General features: G+C 27.1%; 16 protein-coding genes and 1 CRISPR repeat array. Of the genes, 2 read left to right on the forward strand and 14 right to left on the reverse strand.

Annotation, left to right across the window (positions count from 1 at the left end; all coding sequences use genetic code 11):
• Nucleotides 1–141: 141 nt before the first annotated feature.
• The gene (adhE, locus tag ACTG46_RS16155) at nt 142–2796 is read right to left on the reverse strand and encodes a bifunctional acetaldehyde-CoA/alcohol dehydrogenase (RefSeq protein WP_479923200.1); all 2655 of its coding nucleotides are present in this window, start codon (nt 2794–2796) and stop codon (nt 142–144) included.
• Between the two features lie 387 nt (nt 2797–3183).
• Between adhE and ACTG46_RS16160 the strand changes: the two genes are divergently transcribed.
• Nucleotides 3184–3372 carry a hypothetical protein gene (locus tag ACTG46_RS16160; protein WP_074179836.1) on the forward strand — a complete coding sequence of 63 codons (189 nt, stop codon included), beginning with the start codon at nt 3184–3186 and terminating at the stop codon, nt 3370–3372.
• Between the two features lie 125 nt (nt 3373–3497).
• Here ACTG46_RS16160 and ACTG46_RS16165 read toward each other — a convergent pair whose 3' ends face one another.
• From ACTG46_RS16165 to ACTG46_RS16185, 5 genes are all read right to left on the reverse strand, one after another.
• Entirely contained in the window at nt 3498–4088 is a 591-nt protein-coding gene (locus ACTG46_RS16165) for a dipicolinate synthase subunit B (RefSeq protein ID WP_054271494.1), read from the reverse strand.
• A gap of 2 nt (nt 4089–4090) precedes the next feature.
• Complete coding sequence (gene dpsA / locus ACTG46_RS16170) at nt 4091–4966, reverse strand: dipicolinate synthase subunit DpsA (protein ID WP_054271495.1); 876 nt, start codon at nt 4964–4966, stop codon at nt 4091–4093.
• Nucleotides 4967–5041: 75 nt separating this feature from the next.
• Nucleotides 5042–6427: an AMP-binding protein gene (locus tag ACTG46_RS16175; protein ID WP_407811473.1), complete on the reverse strand. Its 1386-nt coding sequence runs from the start codon at nt 6425–6427 to the stop codon at nt 5042–5044.
• A 3-nt stretch (nt 6428–6430) separates the two neighbouring features.
• Nucleotides 6431–7567, reverse strand: coding sequence for a thiolase family protein (locus ACTG46_RS16180; protein ID WP_074179838.1), 1137 nt, complete (start codon nt 7565–7567; stop codon nt 6431–6433).
• Between the two features lie 16 nt (nt 7568–7583).
• A complete protein-coding gene (locus ACTG46_RS16185; protein ID WP_054271498.1) occupies nt 7584–8132 on the reverse strand; it encodes a biotin transporter BioY in 549 nt (182 codons plus the stop codon).
• Between the two features lie 293 nt (nt 8133–8425).
• Here ACTG46_RS16185 and ACTG46_RS16190 point away from each other — a divergent pair, with 293 nt between their 5' ends.
• Complete coding sequence (locus ACTG46_RS16190; protein WP_054277477.1) at nt 8426–9205, forward strand: hypothetical protein; 780 nt, start codon at nt 8426–8428, stop codon at nt 9203–9205.
• A 186-nt stretch (nt 9206–9391) separates the two neighbouring features.
• Here the strand turns inward: ACTG46_RS16190 and ACTG46_RS16195 are convergent, their stop codons facing one another.
• The 8 genes from ACTG46_RS16195 to cas7i all read right to left on the reverse strand — a co-directional run bounded on the left by ACTG46_RS16195 (nt 9392) and on the right by cas7i (nt 18892).
• Entirely contained in the window at nt 9392–10309 is a 918-nt protein-coding gene (locus tag ACTG46_RS16195; protein ID WP_207713549.1) for a putative RNA methyltransferase, read from the reverse strand.
• Between the two features lie 281 nt (nt 10310–10590).
• Nucleotides 10591–11019, reverse strand: a complete 429-nt coding sequence (locus tag ACTG46_RS16200) for an N-acetyltransferase (RefSeq protein WP_479923201.1) — start codon at nt 11017–11019, stop codon at nt 10591–10593.
• A gap of 57 nt (nt 11020–11076) precedes the next feature.
• A CRISPR array of direct repeats spans nt 11077–12940; the repeat unit is 29 nt; unit sequence CTTTACATACCACTTAGTTAATATAAAAC.
• A 183-nt stretch (nt 12941–13123) separates the two neighbouring features.
• Nucleotides 13124–13390, reverse strand: coding sequence for a CRISPR-associated endonuclease Cas2 (gene cas2 / locus ACTG46_RS16205; RefSeq protein WP_479923202.1), 267 nt, complete (start codon nt 13388–13390; stop codon nt 13124–13126).
• Nucleotides 13391–13393: 3 nt separating this feature from the next.
• A complete protein-coding gene (gene cas1b, locus ACTG46_RS16210; protein WP_054271502.1) occupies nt 13394–14374 on the reverse strand; it encodes a type I-B CRISPR-associated endonuclease Cas1b in 981 nt (326 codons plus the stop codon).
• Nucleotides 14375–14376: 2 nt separating this feature from the next.
• Nucleotides 14377–14946 (reverse strand): CRISPR-associated protein Cas4, encoded by a 570-nt coding sequence (cas4, locus tag ACTG46_RS16215; protein WP_479923203.1) that lies wholly within the window; start codon nt 14944–14946, stop codon nt 14377–14379.
• Nucleotides 14943–17264 carry a CRISPR-associated helicase Cas3' gene (gene cas3 / locus ACTG46_RS16220; RefSeq protein WP_479923204.1) on the reverse strand — a complete coding sequence of 774 codons (2322 nt, stop codon included), beginning with the start codon at nt 17262–17264 and terminating at the stop codon, nt 14943–14945. Before cas3 ends, cas4 begins: the two co-directional genes overlap by 4 nt.
• Nucleotides 17265–17274: 10 nt before the next feature.
• On the reverse strand, nt 17275–17976 hold the full coding sequence (cas5b, locus tag ACTG46_RS16225) for a type I-B CRISPR-associated protein Cas5b (RefSeq protein WP_479923205.1): 702 nt from the start codon (nt 17974–17976) through the stop codon (nt 17275–17277).
• Between the two features lies 1 nt (nt 17977).
• Nucleotides 17978–18892 carry a type I-B CRISPR-associated protein Cas7/Cst2/DevR gene (cas7i, locus tag ACTG46_RS16230; RefSeq protein ID WP_479923206.1) on the reverse strand — a complete coding sequence of 305 codons (915 nt, stop codon included), beginning with the start codon at nt 18890–18892 and terminating at the stop codon, nt 17978–17980.

Raw genomic sequence — 18892 nt, forward strand, 5'->3', positions numbered from 1 at the left:
CCTTAATTATTATAATAACATTATTTAATTAAATTTTGAATTAAAGAATAAAAACTATTCGTTTTTTAAAATAAAAATCCCTTATACAGTAAATTTTTATCTTATGTATAAGGGATTTTATTTTATCTATTTTTTATTAATTTATCTTCCATAATATGAATTTAAATACATATTTTTTATTTCACTCATAAGAGGATATCTTGGATTTGCTCCTGTACACTGGTCATCAAATGCTTGAATTACCATTTCATCTATTGAATCCATAAACTTAGATTCTTCAACACCAAAGTCTTTTATAGTTTTAGGAATACCAACTTTAGATTTTAATTCTTCAATAGCTATTAGTAAGCTTTCGAATTTCTCTTCATCAGAATTTCCTTTTAAACCTAAGAATGAAGCTATTTCAGCATATCTTTTCAACGCCTCTGGGTATTTATATTGAGAAAATGCTCCCATTTTCTTTGGTGCATCTGAAGAATTAAATTTCATAACCTCTGTTATTAAAAGAGCATTTGCAACACCATGTGGTACATGATGGAAAGCACCTAGTTTATGGGCCATAGAGTGACAAACCCCTAAAAATGCATTTGCAAAAGCCATACCTGCCATTGTTGAAGCATTTGCCATTTTTTCTCTAGCTTCTGGGTCTTTTGCTCCATTATCATATGCACGTGGAAGATATTCAAATATACTCTTAATAGCTTGTAGTGCAATACCATTTGTATAATCAGTTGCAAGCATAGATACATATGCTTCTAATGCATGAGTCAAAGCATCTATACCAGAAGCAGAAGTTAAACTTTTTGGCATATTCATCATCATATCAGAGTCAACTATAGCCATATTTGGCATTAATTCATAATCAGCTAGTGGATATTTTACCCCTGTATCTTGGTCAGTTATAACAGCAAATGGTGTTACTTCTGAGCCAGTACCTGCTGATGTTGGTATTGCTACGAAATTGGCCTTTTCACCCATTTTAGGGAATGTATATACTCTTTTTCTTATATCCATAAATCTCATAGCTAGGTCTTGGAAATCTACTTCTGGATGCTCATACAATGTCCACATTATCTTTCCTGCATCCATTGCACTTCCTCCACCTATAGATATTATTACATCTGGGTTAAACTCTCTCATTGCTTTAGCACCTATCTTGGCACATTCCAAAGTTGGGTCTGGCTCTACTTCAAAGAATGTAGTATGTTTTATATTCATTTCATCTAATAAGTCAGTCACTGCTTTAGTATATCCATTATTGTAAAGGAATGTATCTGTTACAATAAAAGCTCTCTTTTTATTCATTACATCTTTAAGTTCTTTTAATGCAACTCCTAAACAACCCTTTTTGAAATAAACTTTTTCTGGTGCTCTAAACCAAAGCATATTTTCTCTCCTCTCAGCTACTGTCTTAATATTAAGTAAGTGCTTAACTCCTACATTTTCAGATACTGAATTTCCACCCCAAGACCCACATCCTAAAGTAAGAGAAGGAGCTAGTTTAAAATTATATAAGTCACCTATACCACCTTGAGAAGAAGGAGTATTAATTAAAATCCTACAAGTTTTCATAGCAGAAGTAAATTTATCAAGTTTTTCCCTTTGATTTACATCATCAATATATAGTGAAGATGTATGACCAAATCCTCCATCTTCTACTAATTTTTCTGCTTTTCTAACTGCATCATCAAAATCATTTGCTCTATACATTGCAAGTACTGGTGAAAGTTTTTCATGAGCAAAAGCCTCTTCTAACTCAACAGACTCTACTTCACCTATTAAAACTTTAGCATCTTCTGGAACTTCAAAACCTGCAAGTTTTGCTATTGTACAAGCTGTCTGTCCAACTATTTTAGAGTTTAATCCTCCATTTATCAAAATTACATTTCTCATTTTTTCTGTTTCATCTTTATTTAATAAATAAGCGCCACGCTCTTCAAATTCTTTTTTAACTTCATTATATACATTTTCTAATACTATAACTGATTGTTCAGAAGCACATATCATACCATTGTCAAAAGTTTTAGACACAAGAATTGAATTTACAGCAGTTTTTATATCTGCACTATCATCAATTATTGCTGGTGTATTACCTGCTCCAACTCCAATAGCTGGCTTCCCAGATGAATATGCTGATTTAACCATTCCAGGTCCCCCTGTAGCAAGAGTTAAATCCACTTCTTTCATAACAGTTGTAGTTAATTCTAAAGAAGGTTCGTCTATCCATCCTATTATACCTTCAGGAGCTCCAGCTAAAACAGCTGCCTCAAGAACTACTTTTGCAGCTTCTATAGTAGAATTCTTTGCTCTTGGATGTGGAGAGAAAATTATCCCATTTCTAGTCTTAAGTGCCAAAAGTGCTTTAAATATAGCAGTAGAAGTTGGATTAGTTGTAGGTACAACAGCTGCAATAACACCTATTGGTTCAGCAATTTTAGTCATACCAAATGCCTCATCTTTCTCTATTACACCACAAGTTCTAGTTTCTTTATATGCATTATATATATACTCTGAAGCATAATGATTCTTTATGACTTTATCTTCTGCAATCCCCATACCAGTTTCTTTTTGTGCCATTATAGCTAGAGGAACTCTTTGCTTATTAGCTGCTAAAGATGCTGCTAAAAAAATCTTATCTACTTGCTCTTGAGTATATGTGGCAAATATTTTTTGAGCCTCTCTAATTTTTGCTAACTTTTTAACTAAAGTTTCAACATTATTTACAGCACCTACATTAATTGACATAACCTCATCTCCCTTTATATTTTCTATTATATCCTGTTCTTTATTGGCCATTTTGACAACCTCCTAGAATAGTATTTTTTACTTAACTGTTAATTTATTAACAGTATAGCACCTTCTTTTTCTATTTTCAAGTTATTTTTTTAACATTTTATTTTTATTTAAAATAATCTCACTTGTCCCACTAATACTCTACTTTAAGAATACTTATTTTCATCATATATCACTTTATTTTTTATGTAGATTATAGAAAAATCCATCTCAAAACTTAATGATAACGTTATTATTTTAACACAACATTTTTCTTATAAATAAAAATATATACGGAGAATTTTTTAATATAGTATAATTAAACATATACATTCACAATTCTTATGTGATATAAAATAAGATATAGTTAATACAATATAGATAAACTTAGAGTTCATAGGAGGAATAAGGATGAAAAAATTAAAAGTAATTAGCATTTTATCTTTAATTATGAGTACAATTTTAGCTCTTGGAGGTATTGCAGTAGTAACCTATTATGTGGACAATTTGTTTATTAGAGGACTATCAGTATTTATCTTAATTATGTCTGCTTGTTTTGTATCAAGTACAGTTAACTTGATATTCAAAGAAGCAAAGTAATATAAATTCCAGTTTATAAATTAGATTAGGTAAATACTTTTAATATATTATAGATAAAAGTCCAGCAAATAATATTGCTGGACTTTTATTAATATTACATACAATACATATATCGCATCACTAATTTATTGGTGTGGACTTTTTATAACTGGTTGCAATTGCTTATTCTCTAGAGCAAGTTCTATAGTTGGAACTATTAACTCAGTATGTGCAATCATAGAATTAGGCTTTGCTTTACAGTTATCTTGACCAAAAGGTACAAAATATATATTTTTAGAATTAAGGAGAATACCAATGTTTTTGAAGTTGAAACTCAGAGCATCGTTCGTTGATATTGATATTACTAATGGTTTATCATTACGAAGATGACCTTTAGCTGCCATCAATACTGGTGAATCTGTAATCCCATTAGCTAATTTTGCAGCAGTATTTCCAGTACAAGGTGCTATTATTATAATATCAGCAATCCCTTTAGGCCCAAATGGCTCTGCCTCTTCAATTGTAACTATAGGCTTATTACCTGTAAGTTCATATGCTTTTTTCATAAACTCTTCAGAATTTCCAAATCTACAATCAATATTTTGTGATACATCTGAAAATATAGTGTGTACATTTGCTCCTTCTTTAACCAAATTCTCTAACTCTATAAATATTTTATCATAAGTACAAAACGAACCAGTAAATCCTACTCCAATTGTAAGTCCTTCAAGTCTCATTTCTAATCCCTTCTTTCATTTATAATATTTTCTATAGCATTAACAAGAATTTCACCAGATGTTTTTGGTGAGTATTTACCAGGAAGCCCAGGACAAAGAGTCGCATTAATACCTGTATCTTTCGTAACAGAATAATCCACTCCACCAGGAGAAGAAGCTATATCAATAATAGTTACTTCTTGTGATACTTTTTCCAGTCTTTCTTTTGTTAAAACACATTCTGGTATAGTATTAAAAATATAATCAAACTGTAAAAGTTTTTCATCAAGTTGATTCAAAGAAATACTAGAATATCCAAATGCATTAGCCGTACTTCTTGCATCATTACTCCTTGCTCCAACACATACATTTGCATCTAAAGAGTATAATTTTTTTGCAAGTATTTGTGCACATCTTCCAAAACCTAATACTAAGCAGTTACTTTGATGTATATTAATTATACTTCTTTTAATAGCTTCTGCTATAGCTCCTTCAGCTGTAGCAACTGCATTTAAAATAGCAACATCATTCATTTTCATAAAATCATAAATCTGAATAGAGTGTTGCTCACAAAATTTACAAACTTTAGTTGGTATGTTACCTCCAAATAATATTTGATTAGGAGATAAATTAATTAGCAAGTTATCAATAGTAGCATCTAGACAACCATCCGTATTTTCAATGTTAACTTGATTCTTTGTAAATGGAATTGGACATAAAATAATGGAACTTTTGGATAGTGCCTCAGCTAGTGAAGTTGCTTTTCCAACGATTCCATTTATTATTTCATTTGATATTCCATAAGTGACTACAGAATACCCTTTATTAATTAGTTTTTTTACCATGTACACTTGTCGCAGGTCTCCCCCGATAACAGTTATATCGTATTGATTTGACATATTGTAAGCCTCCTTTACTATATACAATATGTTTTTATCAATATATTGGTTCACTAAAATTACTAAATATTATATCTATAATATTTTTAATAATGCTAATCTATCTATCTTTTCAGAAGAGGTATATGGAAATGAATTTAAAAAGATAACTTTTCTTGGTATTTCATTTTTTATTAGATTCTCTCTCATTTTAATTAATAAATCTTTCTTTGTAATTTTATCTATAATTGTTACAAATAATGCAATTTGACTTCCTCTTATGGAGTCTGAATATGGTAATACAACTGCGTTCTCAATTTGAGGAATTTTTTTCACTTCATTTTCAACCTTAGTAGAGCTAACTTTAAATCCTCCAATATTTACAATATCATCATTTCTTCCTTCAAAAATTAAATATCCATCATCATCAAAATATCCAACATCATTAACAGAATAAGGTCTTGTTGCATCATATACTGCATATTTTGTATTTACAAAAATCTTTCCATCTCTAACATATACATCTATTTTAGGAAATGGTCTTCCTACACTTAAAGGTTTCTTAATCAATTCATCATAACATAAATATGTAATGTAGTTTAATTCACTTGCTCCATAATATAAAATAATTTCAGATTTTGGCATATAGTACTTTAAACTTTTTGCAGTATTTTCAAACAATAATTGAGAGCCAGTGAAAATACTTACAACATTGAGTATCTCTTCTTTTAAATGTTTGACTAAGAGTTGTAGCTTTGTAGGTATGAGATATATATTCGTTATATTATATTGTTTTATTGCTTTTATCCATGCCTTACAATTCATACCTGAACTTATTACAACACTTCCACCTTCATATAATACTGATATTAAAGAATTTAGATTTCCTGTAAAACTCAATGTTCCATTAATAAATAAAATTGATTCCTTAGATATATTAAAAATATCATTTTGAATAGGAAAGAATCCAACCCAACTATGATATGTTCTATACAATACTTTTGGAACACTTGTAGAACCTGAAGATAAAACACCCATGCAAATATCTTTATCTATATAGTTTATAGGAGTATTATATTGATACATATATATATTAAATTTAGGATTAAATATAGAAAAATTAGTTTTCTTTACTTTTTCATTATCATCAAATAAATTAATGTTGTCCATAGGCTCATCAGATATAACTATTGAAATATTATTTTTTATTAGAATATCATTCAATACTTTTTTAGAAAGATTATAATGACAAATAATAGGTACATTTTTTGAATAATTAATTGCGAAAAAACTCACTAACTGAAACATTATACTTTTAGAATATATTAAAATAGGTGTATTATCTCCTATAGAAATTTGTTTTCCAAGCTCCTCACTATAACTTAACATATTTTTATAAGTATGTTTTTCCCCATCTATAATTAAAAAATCTTTATTTTTATGACTATCTCTTTTTATTTTTAGAAGTTCATAGTAGTTCATAATCTACACCCTTTCAATTAATAAGGCTGAACCCAATCCACCAGCTGCAGCTATAGAACAAATCCCATATCTACCATTAGTCTTTTCTAATGCTTTTAAAAGATGTAATGCAATAATTGAACCTGAAGCACCATATGGATGGCCATATGCTAAAGCTCCACCAAATAAATTGTATCTATCAATCAATTCTGGATATTTTCTTTGAAATAGTACATCTATAACTGCAAATGCTTCATTAAATTCAACAGCAGATATATCTAGATAATTAATTTTTTCTATTTCTAAAATTTTTTCCATTGCTTTTATAGCAGATGTTGGACTTAAATTTGCATCTGTTCCTATTGTACATGCATTGACAATCTTTGCTTTAGGTTTCTTTTTTGTATTTTCTATGTATTTTTTAGAGCACAATATAATAAATGAAGCTCCATCATTAATAAGACATGAATTTGCTGCATTTGTAATAGTTTCTTTTCCCAAAATCGGTGGAACTCTGTCTAATAATCTTTGGCTCATCTTGTCTCGTATACCTTCGTCATAAGTATTATTATCTATAGGATATATGATATCCTCAAGTACTTTATCTTCTCTCGCCTTCTTTGCTCTTTTGTGGCTTTCTTTCACCCAAAAATCTAATTCTGTTTTCTTAATCTGATACAATTTTGCTACTCTTTCTGCACCTTCTAACATGCTATTTTCACTATTATCATCAGGTGAAAATTGAGCAACTATATAATTAGGATTCTTTATATCATATCGTTTATCATTTTTATGGTATGTACGCATTGGTTGCAGAGAGCTACTTTCAAACCCACCAGCAATAATTAAATCACACTGCCCAGATTTAATTTTTGAAAATGCTATGTCTATGCTCATCATAGCAGAAGCACACTGCATATCTACAGTAAAAGCAGGTACTTCATTTGACACACCTGCTGTTAAAGTCATTAATCTTGCTATATTACCACCTGTTCCAACTGCATTTCCACATATAATCTCATCAATCTTATCAATTTCATATTTTTCAATTAGATGTTTTAATACACTTGCGCCTAATGATTCAGGTTGAACAAATTGAAATATCCCATTTTTTAGACCTATGTGACTTCTAAGTCCTCCTAATATAAAAACTTCTTCCATATATTATAATCTCTCCTTATAATAGATTTCTTTTTAGTACATTATTTAATTTAATACCTAAAAAGGATGCAATAACTGCTTTTATTGTATCTCCAATTAAAAATGGTACAACAGCTGCAAAAAGTGCTGCTTCTACTGTCATTTGATTAAAATAACACATAAATACTGTTCCCATAAAATATATAATTGGCATACCAATAAAAATTGTTATTAGTATATATCGTTTAATATCATTATTTTTTCCTTTTAATAAACTAATAATTAATGCTGCAAACAAAAATCCAAAATAAAAACCTCCTGTTGGACTTAACAATTTTCCAATCCCAGATGTTCCTCCACCAAATACTGGTATTCCAATTAAACCTATCATTATATATACGCCAACTGTGCTAAATGCTTGTCTTGGTGTTAAAATCAAAGCTATTAAATTTATCATTATTGTTTGTGCTGTTACTCCTGCTGGTGTAAATGGCAATGGTATATATATGTAGGATGATATACATAACAATGCTACACATATTGACATTTTAGTTAAATCTTGAATATTTACCTTAGTATTTTTCATTTTTATAATTCCCTTCATATGTCTTATTCAATTTAGTTTATATGTATATATACAAGTTTTCTATCAAAGCTTTGTTTTAGTATAAAAGAAAGACGTTTTTTTGTCAACTTAAAATATATTATAGGTTTACATTTTATTTTTAAGTAAACTGTGGATTAATGCTTTATATTTTAATGGTCATTTAGAAAAATTTATTTAGAAACAAACCTATTTTATCTATACTTGTAAATTATAATATGATATATTTTTATATGAGATTTTATTTTATATAAAAATAATAAGGAAGTGATGATATGAAAATTAATGAAAATACTTTAAATAACATAGATGAAGAGTTGGATGAACTTAGTAAGAAAGTTTATTTAGATTCGCCAGATTTTTGGATAAGCATTTCTGACAAAGTAATAGATAAAGTATTTGATGAAATGTTATTATTTTTTGCAGTTAAGTATAATTACTTTAATATATTATCCTTTGCTATTGAGAATAATTATATAGATTTGAATGCACCATCAAAAAATAAAGAATATCCTAATATAATGAGTCATCTTTTAAATACAGCAAAACAGAATGAAGATAAAAAAATTTATAATTATCTTCTAAATTTAAATAAGTATAAAACTATAGATGAAAGTTCAGATTTAAATGATTTAGATTGTCATACTAGTAGTGATATTATTGAAAAGAAAGATGTATATATCCCAAAATACTTGTGTCCAAACTGTAATTCGAATATTTTTGATACTGGTTATAAAGTATCAAATGACATAATATATAAATTCTCTTTTGATAAATCTGAACCTGTTGAAATATCTAGTGAAATTTCTTCTATTAGATGTTGTAATTGTGAAGAACTATTAGAAAATATTACACCTGACAAATTATATAGTATATGTAAAATCCAAAACTGTAATAATTGTGGTTCTAATTTAACTAAGGTTGGGATTCTTGCAAAGAAAAAAATGGAGTTTGATGAGAATAACGAAGAATTTAAAGATATCTCAACGTCTTATTGTTGTGGAAATTGTGACTCTGAAATAAACATGTCTCAAAAAGAATATTTTAAGATTTAATAATTTATAGTTTTAAATAAGAAGAATATTTTATTAGATACTATATAAGTTTTTAAAATATATAAAATAAACATTTTTATGATAATTAAGATTGCTATGAAATCCAACTTTACTAAGCTGGTCTCATAGCAATTTTCTATTATAAAACCATAATTAAACTTTATCTAACTCTTATAATGATTCTTTTTATTTCTTTATAGTACCAACTATGATTCTTAAATCGATTGTTATATCAGATATACCTGATTCTAACAACATTAAAATTTCTTCTTCAGCTAATGATGATGTCAAAGGGGTCATTTTAATTAAATTACTTAAGTTTAATACATTGATATTGGTCTTATAATTAATTCTACTATCATAAATTAAATCAAGATGCTTCTTAAATACATCTACAATATTTTTATTATCATAATCACTATTTTTTATATTTTTCTGTATACTTTTTCTTATTTCTTTCAAATAATTTGACTCTGGAACAATCTTTACTACTATTCCACCATTATTTAAAACTCTTGTAAACTCCTTATAGTTTGCAGGAGAAAGTACATTTAATATTATATCAAGCTTACTATCTTGAAGTGGCAGATTTGCTAAATCTGAAATACACCATATAATTTCATTTTCTCCTCTTGTAGCAATAGAAATCCCTTCTTTAGCTATGTCAATTCCAATTAATTTACATCCATTATTAATCTCTTCATCTTCATATAATTTATTTAAGAAATATCCTTCACCACAACCTGCATCTAATACATAGTTACTATACTTATTTAAAGTGTAATTTTTAATTATAGATTTTATTTCTTCTATTAAATAATCATACACATTAGAATTATATATTTCATGTCTTGACTCAAATAGTTCTTTATCATAAATAGTTTTTGTATTGCTATTTAATAAATTAACATATCCTTTTTTAGATATATCAAAACAGTGTTTATTCACACATTTAACACTATTTTTATCAATAGTAACCATATATGCTTTGCAAAGTGGACATTTAAATACATCTATATTTTCATTAAGTAGTAATCTAGTTGTTTCTATCTTTTTTAGTTTACCAATATTTTTTTTATTTACATTACTTATATTCTGTTTCATTCCCATAATCTCCTTAAATTCACTATTTAATTTAAATAGCACGAAATTATGGCTACTTGCATAAGATAACTTTTCTAGATTATATAAAATGTGTTATAAGCTGTTGTAAAATAGCCACAATTTGTGCGCTATCCTCTTATTCTAGTGTAATATATAAATGCTCTTTTATTCATTATTTTTCCCCCTGCCATTATGTTTATTAATATCTTAAGTACATGTAATTCACAATTCTAAAAAATATTCTTTAAATTATGCCTATTGGAATAATAAATATATTAATGTTATTTACTATATTCCATGATGTACTCTTTAAATCCTGAATCTTCATTTATTTGCTCTTTTACTATATTAAATCCTTTTTTATTGTAAAATACAACTGCCTTTTTATTGTCTTTGTATACTGCTAGACTTAGATTCTTGTATTCTTTAGTTGCATAGTCTAAAAGTTTACTTCCTATACCTAGGTTTTGATAGTTTGAATTTATAAATAAGGCTCCTATGAAGCTTTTATCTATTATGCTTATAAATCCTTTTATTTCTTGACCATCCTCATATACAAATGTATCTGATATAGGTATATATTCATTTTTGACAGTGTTATAGTTATTTTCCCAGTATTCTTTATTTATAAAGTTGTGTGCTTTGATTGTGCTTTCTTTCCATATTTCCATGATTTTATTTATATCTTTATCATTTGATTTTCTTATCATAAATTTTATTTCACCCCATTTTTATGTTGATTTTTATTTATAGTATAAGTTTACTTCATTTAGATATGATTTAGTTAATATAAAACTAGCGCAACTCTTGTTAATGCTTTATGTAGTACCATGCTTTACATACCACTTAGTTAATATAAAACTAGTATTAATGATTGTATCAGATGATGATCTCGTACTTTACATACCACTTAGTTAATATAAAACTTTTGAGGAGGTTTTGATTTTGATTTATTTTTATTCCTTTACATACCACTTAGTTAATATAAAACTCAGAATTTAAGCGATTTAATTTTGAGCTAGTTTGTCTTTACATACCACTTAGTTAATATAAAACCTAATGACTAATAAGGAGAAAATAAAAGGCTTTATTTCTTTACATACCACTTAGTTAATATAAAACCTATCAACCCAACAGCTCCACAAGCAACTTTTCTTGCCTTTACATACCACTTAGTTAATATAAAACCTAATTAGTTTTTTATTATATAAATCAATTTGCCTAGCTTTACATACCACTTAGTTAATATAAAACTCTTGTTTCTTCTGTTAATTTTATTATACCTTGTTTCTTTACATACCACTTAGTTAATATAAAACCGTTAGTACAATCCCCCTTGAGGGGTGCGTCAGTGATCTTTACATACCACTTAGTTAATATAAAACCTAATATTCCTTGTTATTTTCCTTCTGTTGAGGAATACCTTTACATACCACTTAGTTAATATAAAACTAATTTCTAAATGACATAAAAACACTTCCTTTTTTGCTTTACATACCACTTAGTTAATATAAAACTTTTAAATTTTAAGAATGTATTATTCTAATAAAAATCTTTACATACCACTTAGTTAATATAAAACCTGTGACCATATATGTCTTGTTGTCTATATTTGTTCCCTTTACATACCACTTAGTTAATATAAAACGTGTTGCGTCTTACTATATTTATTCATCTGTTTTGAGACTTTACATACCACTTAGTTAATATAAAACATTTTAGCGGTTGGAGCAGCAGCTAGTAAACTTGGAACTTTACATACCACTTAGTTAATATAAAACTGTCTTGAAGATGTTACAAATAAATGGAAGGAGACTTTACATACCACTTAGTTAATATAAAACTGTCTCATACCTATTTATTACTACACCATTTATAGCAAACTTTACATACCACTTAGTTAATATAAAACACAAACCACCCTTTCTATTTGATAGTATCATAAGTCCCTTTACATACCACTTAGTTAATATAAAACGGTTTATATTTGCTGTTATTGCACCAAGTACACGCTCCTTTACATACCACTTAGTTAATATAAAACGAAGAAGTCTATTTTGAAAATGAAACATTTGAAATTACTTTACATACCACTTAGTTAATATAAAACAATAGCGTTACTGTAGATGTCGTTGAAGAAATAGCACTTTACATACCACTTAGTTAATATAAAACGAGTTTAAAGGAATCGAAAAGACTTGCTCTTTAAACTTTACATACCACTTAGTTAATATAAAACGTTTTAGGAGGTTGTTTCTATGATATATTTTTATAGCTTTACATACCACTTAGTTAATATAAAACCCAAACCAAATAACCACCGCCAATCAAAATACCAATCTTTACATACCACTTAGTTAATATAAAACGTTTCATCAGCATTTATTGATACAAAAGTATACCTCTTTACATACCACTTAGTTAATATAAAACATATTTAGATATAACGGTTACTTTATCTACATCTATCTTTACATACCACTTAGTTAATATAAAACTTAACACAAAAATCATATGCAGTTTCTTCTAGAACTTCCTTTACATACCACTTAGTTAATATAAAACCTGACTCTATTGCCGTGCTTTCGACTGTTGCTCCGTACTTTACATACCACTTAGTTAATATAAAACCCCAAAATAGGTGCAATTGAATAGCTTGAAAATGCTACACTCACGCAATCATAATTCAATAAAAACATCAAAATTTGCAGTGAGCGAGCAATAGTGCAATTAATAACAATTATCAGTACCCTTCAATCTCTTATATTCCAACTGTTAAGCCTTATTTTAGCACAAATATCGCTCACTGCAAACCTATATAAACATTTCATCAGAATACTTATCAATACCATAACATTTCTTTTTAATTGAATTAGGATTTTTTATCTCATAAACATAAATCGAATCTTCGCTATTATCAATAATCTTTTCTATTTCAGAAATACATTTATGTAACTTCCCATCAGTAATATCTCCTTCAAAAACAGAATTCTGAGTCCAAGTTAAATATTTTTTAAGTGTTTTTCTAATCCGATTTAATGACCTTGCTTCAACAACATCATAAGTAACAATAACAAACATTATCTACCACCATGCCTTTAAAACTTTATACTTTTCATCATTGATAAAATGTTTAATTAATTTATAACATTCTAACCTTATAAACATTCTATATGAAACTTTTCTATTAAGATTTCTATGCTTTATAGTTGTCTGCATCTTATTTTCAAATTCTTGTAGAAATTTCTTCTTTCCTTTTTCACTTAAATAACAAATTTTGTCCTGATATTCAAAATCACTCTTATTAATTCTTTTGTTATTAATCAAGCTAAAAATTATTGTGTCAATTATAATTGGCTTGAAAATTTCTGCAATGTCTAAACTTAAGGAAAATCTCTTTATTGATGGTTCATGTAAAAAGCTTATTGTAGGGTCAAGTTGTGTCTTATATATTTCACTTAAAACATTTGTATACATTATACTATTTCCAAAAGACATAAGAGCATTTACTGGGTCTTTAGGAGGTCTTTTTTCTCTCTTATAAAACTCAAAGTCATCTTTCAATATTTGATTAAATGATTTATAGTATGTTTTTCTTATTCTTCCTTCTTTACCCATAAGTTCTGATATTTCTTTGACATCATTCAAACTATTTAGTTCATCTTTTATAGTATCAATTAAGCTTTCATCAACCTTGTAATATCTCATATTTCTTAAAATATGATATGATGCACTTTCCACAAATGATTTTGCTAAGTATAGTCTTTCATTTTTATCTAAATAGCAAGCCGATTGAGATACTAAACTGAATCCTGATACATTTTTCTTTCTTGGGTAATATGTACCTGAATAATATCCATAGTAATTATAGAAATGAAGCATAACTCCATATTGGCTTATATAATTTATAAGTTTTGTGTTTAAATCCACTTCCCCATATATATGAATATCATCAACTTGTTCTACTGGTAATATTTTTTTCTCACCTTCTAAATTATAATAGTAAATCGTATTTTCTTTTCTTTTTATACTCCCATTACTTATAATATAATAATCTCTATACATTGTTACTCCTCCTTCACGAAACAAAATTCATAATAAGCACATTTTGTACAATAAGATTTCTTTTCAATTTTTGGAGGAGATAATTTCATGTTTATTTCATTTATATTTATAAGTGTGTGTTCAATAATTCTTTCTTTTTCTTCTGTCAATATCAATTCTTCTTGTTTCTTTTCCTTAACATAATTTATAGTTCCTTTTTTCTCTATACCCATACTATTTTTTAAATAGTATAAGTAATAGTATAACTGCATTTCATCTGCTTCTTTCATCTTTGAACTTATTTTTACTTCTTTTACATACTTGTCCTTTATTATATCTAATTTCAAGATATCATCAATCAACACTTCTTTATTTTTCATTCTTTTATATGAATCTTCATGTACTATCTTTCCAGACAATACTCTATTACTATTTTGTTCCATAGTTATTCCTTTAGAGAATAACCATAGCTTTCTTTTACATACATAGTAATAATTTATCTTTACACCTTGAACTTTTAATACTTCTAAATCTATTGGCACAAAATCACCTTCTTTAGTAAATTTTAGCCACATTGTTAATATAAAAATCAAATAAATTGCTCTATTTCTTTACCTATAATCACACCTTTGCCAAATATCTGTTTTGTATGTTCATCTTCATGTATATCATATTTATATAAAAGTACCTTTAAATCTTCCAGACCTTTCACCTGTATATCTACTATATTTTGTTTAGCTTTATATATTGGTAAATTTACAGTTTTTTTAATTATCTCTCTTCTTGCTTTTTTTCTCTTAGACTTTATTTCATTTATCAATTGTCTATCATCATTCCTATATGCCTCTGTAAGCTCTTGTCCCAACTCTTCATAATCTTTTATTAAAGTTTTTTCAATTTCACTATATATATCCTCTGGTATTACTGTATATCCTTCAATATTTCTAAGTATATTTTGTGCCTCGTTAGAGCCTAAACTATATGGTGTTATAGTATCTAATATATCTAAAGCACGAGTAAATTTTTTTTCAAAATCTGTACCTTTTAAACTTTCTTTAGAATATAGTATTTCAACCATTTGTACTTTATGTTTTTCTTTCATTTTAAAACATTCTTTTCCATTCATATAGTTTTTCAATATCTCAAGTCCTTTTTCTACAATCTCTTTATCATAAATACTGCCTATTCCTGTAGCTTTTTCTATATATATAAATATATTTGGACTATTTTTTTCATACTCACGACTTCTATAACATCTCCCAAATCTTTGAAATAGACTGTCAAGTGTTGAATTTTCTGTATGAAGTTCATCAAAATCAATATCAAGAGATGCTTCCACTAATTGTGTAGTAATCCAAATACCATTACTATCACTATCTGCAAACTCTTTTATATATTTTTCTATCTTTGCTCTATCTTCTTGTATATACATAGAATGTAAAAGATTTACATTAATATCTATTCCTTTTGACTTAACTATATCTTCTATTAATTCATATTTTTCTATAGCACTTTTAACTGTGTTTACTATTACAAGAACCTTTTTATTCATTCCACTTTGTATTATTTTTTCTAAATTTTCATCTATTGAATTTTCTACAATAGACACACAATGTCTTATTTTTTCTGTATTGTATGTTTCTTTAGCTATATTACTATCAATTACACCTCTTTTTTTTAGTTCATCTATATATATAGTTGGCATAGTAGCTGTCATTATCATAAATTTGCCACCTATTTTATGTATCATTTCTATACCTTTTACCAATACAGCTGCTATTTCTGGTGAATATGCTTGTATCTCATCTATCACTACTTTTGAATATGCTAATGTTGAGTACACTTTTTCATACCCTCTATACAAAAAAGGAAATTTAAATATTTGGTCTATTGTGGAAAATGTCAGTTTACAAGATAATAACTTTGCTAAATCTACAATCTCATTTGAATTTTCCTGATTACTTTCTTCTAGATAATCTATTGCTGTTGAATGTAACAGACCTAAGAATGTATCATTTGATTCTCCTACTCCAACTATATTTTTAGCTCTGTCAAATAACGCATTTATACTTACTCTTAATGGAAGTGTGAAAAATGCCTTATCCTTATCTATCCAAATTAACGCAGTTTCTGTTTTTCCCATCCCTGTAGATGCAATTAGTATTATATTCTTGCTTCTATTCGATTTAGCAAATGACTGAACTTCTCTTAAACTACCAAACTCTTTTACTAAATGTTTTTCTGTGTATTCACCTATATTCATGTTACTATTGCACTCAACAATCTCATGAGCAGAAGCACTATGGTCTAATCTATGTAATATACCTTTTAACATAATATATAGATTATAGTATTTGTGATTTTTATCTATTCTTTTTATTACACTTTGTATATACACTATACTTAATTCTTCGGTTCTTATTGGATATCTAACTTTAAACTCATGTTGTAATTCATAAACCTTATTTATTAAATCCTCATCTAATATTTTTTGTATTAAATTTTTTAAATCTTTATCTATAAAAATATCTCTTTCATGATGATATACAATAACTTGATTTAATACTGCTCTCAGTTCTCTATCTTTTTTCTTGTCTATATAACTATAATCAATAAATGCAGGAGAAAGATAATTATGACCTATATTATTTTCTAGATGAGTTACTATTTTAGGTTCATTTATTTCAATATCTATCCTACTTCTTATTAATTTTTGAAATGGAGAAAATGCTTTTCCAATATCATGAAATTCTATAACAAAATCAAGTAATTGCCAAAATCTCTCTTCTTCTAAAAAATTTAGTCTATTTATATTTGTTCCATAGCATTCTCTTAATGCATTCATTTGTTTTAAAAGCTCATCAGTATGTTCTCTCAGTGTTTCAACTGGATTAGATTTAGCATATAACATACTCTTCCTCCTAACTTATATTATTAAAATATAACAAATCTCCTTCATTATCTAATAATATATCTCCAAATGATATAGTATTTCCTTCATCAACATAATAACTATCTACCTTATTCCAAACTCTTTTTTTATCTTCTTTAGCATTATTATTATAATAATTATTGAGCCTATAACTTATAACGTATATGTCTGTATTTTGTAAGCTTGACTTTGGTATATATATAGGTCTTTTTATATTATATTTTGATAGTCTATAATTTTCATAATCATCTAATTGTATGTCCTCATCTAATTCAAATTTGTTAACCTCTACAAATCTAATATCATTAATTCTTACTAAATCCTCTTTTCTACCTAATGATAAATGTTCATTACAATTTAATAAACTATCATATAATTTTTTTAGAAATTCAAAATCTCCACCTATATGAATTATCAAATTTACATTCAATAACATATGACTATTCATTGGCATAGATGTAATACTATCCTTTTTATAAAAATATGTTGTCTGATAATTATTAAATATACTTTCATATGTTCCTTGTACACTTATATTAAATGGTATATACTCTGTAGCATTTAATATTTTGTGAATTAATCCATTTACTGTAGAATATGGTGGTAGTGGATAAGTTTCTGTAATTTTCATGGCAAATGGTTTTTTATAGCATGCAGTTTCTTGAAATAAATCTAATTTCAATACTTTCATATTAATTCACCTCATAATATTCCTTTACTTCTTTAACTAATTGTCCAAAAAATTTATCTACACTTAAAAATTTATCTTCAAATAACTCTTCAAACTCTTCTTTATTTGTAAATGTTCCATCTACCATTCCCACATAAGTGAAATCTTTTAAATTCTTGTCTAAAAAAGTACCTTGAACTACTTCTTCTATTGCTGACTTATTTACTTTAAATCCATTTTTATCTCCTTTTAATTTAATTCTTCCTAAGAAGAATGGATTTGCTATTTCATAAACTCCTCCTACTACAAACAGAGGAGATAAATTTTCTTGTCTACCTCTTATATTTCTATTTAATACTTTTATTATTTCTAAAAATTCTACTACTCGCTTACATTTATCTTTATTATCAAGTTCTATATCTCCATCTTTACCTATTTTAGATAAATCTATAGTCACTGTATATGTATAGTAGCTTAAATGTTGTTCTATGTTTGCAAGATTAGGGTGTTCTCCTATTCTATCTGCTAATCCTTTATTATTTAAAAAGTCCATATCACTTCTATATGGCTCAAGAGAAATTGCATTACTTAATCTTACAGTAGCTTCTCTAGTAAGTGAACCTCCTTTTTTATCCTTCTCATCTTTTTTATTTGTTTTCATATATCCAAATAAATCCATTTCTTCTGACTCTCTTATACTTATATTATCTTTAAATTGAACTGTACCTTTTCCTTTATCAACAACTTGTAAATTCCAATTAAATAACTCCGAAGCTAATCGTACTATGTCATATCTTAAACACTGACGAGATGCAAATGTATAGATGTTTCCATCAGCTCTACTTAGTTTTTTTAATTCTGATATATTACCTATCCCTTCACCATAGTTTAAACTTTGAGCCTGTGCTATTACTGTAAATGTTAATCCTCTTTTCAT

Source organism: Clostridioides sp. LIBA-7678, from assembly GCF_056716065.1.

Coding starts and splice junctions, on each gene's coding strand:
- adhE (WP_479923200.1), bottom strand. CDS start 2,796: ATGGCCAATAAAGAACAGGATATAATAGAAAATATAAAGGGAGATGAG.
- ACTG46_RS16160 (WP_074179836.1), top strand. CDS start 3,184: ATGAAAAAATTAAAAGTAATTAGCATTTTATCTTTAATTATGAGTACA.
- ACTG46_RS16165 (WP_054271494.1), bottom strand. CDS start 4,088: ATGAGACTTGAAGGACTTACAATTGGAGTAGGATTTACTGGTTCGTTT.
- dpsA (WP_054271495.1), bottom strand. CDS start 4,966: ATGTCAAATCAATACGATATAACTGTTATCGGGGGAGACCTGCGACAA.
- ACTG46_RS16175 (WP_407811473.1), bottom strand. CDS start 6,427: ATGAACTACTATGAACTTCTAAAAATAAAAAGAGATAGTCATAAAAAT.
- ACTG46_RS16180 (WP_074179838.1), bottom strand. CDS start 7,567: ATGGAAGAAGTTTTTATATTAGGAGGACTTAGAAGTCACATAGGTCTA.
- ACTG46_RS16185 (WP_054271498.1), bottom strand. CDS start 8,132: ATGAAAAATACTAAGGTAAATATTCAAGATTTAACTAAAATGTCAATA.
- ACTG46_RS16190 (WP_054277477.1), top strand. CDS start 8,426: ATGAAAATTAATGAAAATACTTTAAATAACATAGATGAAGAGTTGGAT.
- ACTG46_RS16195 (WP_207713549.1), bottom strand. CDS start 10,309: ATGAAACAGAATATAAGTAATGTAAATAAAAAAAATATTGGTAAACTA.
- ACTG46_RS16200 (WP_479923201.1), bottom strand. CDS start 11,019: ATGATAAGAAAATCAAATGATAAAGATATAAATAAAATCATGGAAATA.
- cas2 (WP_479923202.1), bottom strand. CDS start 13,390: ATGTTTGTTATTGTTACTTATGATGTTGTTGAAGCAAGGTCATTAAAT.
- cas1b (WP_054271502.1), bottom strand. CDS start 14,374: ATGTATAGAGATTATTATATTATAAGTAATGGGAGTATAAAAAGAAAA.
- cas3 (WP_479923204.1), bottom strand. CDS start 17,264: ATGTTATATGCTAAATCTAATCCAGTTGAAACACTGAGAGAACATACT.
- cas5b (WP_479923205.1), bottom strand. CDS start 17,976: ATGAAAGTATTGAAATTAGATTTATTTCAAGAAACTGCATGCTATAAA.
- cas7i (WP_479923206.1), bottom strand. CDS start 18,892: ATGAAAAGAGGATTAACATTTACAGTAATAGCACAGGCTCAAAGTTTA.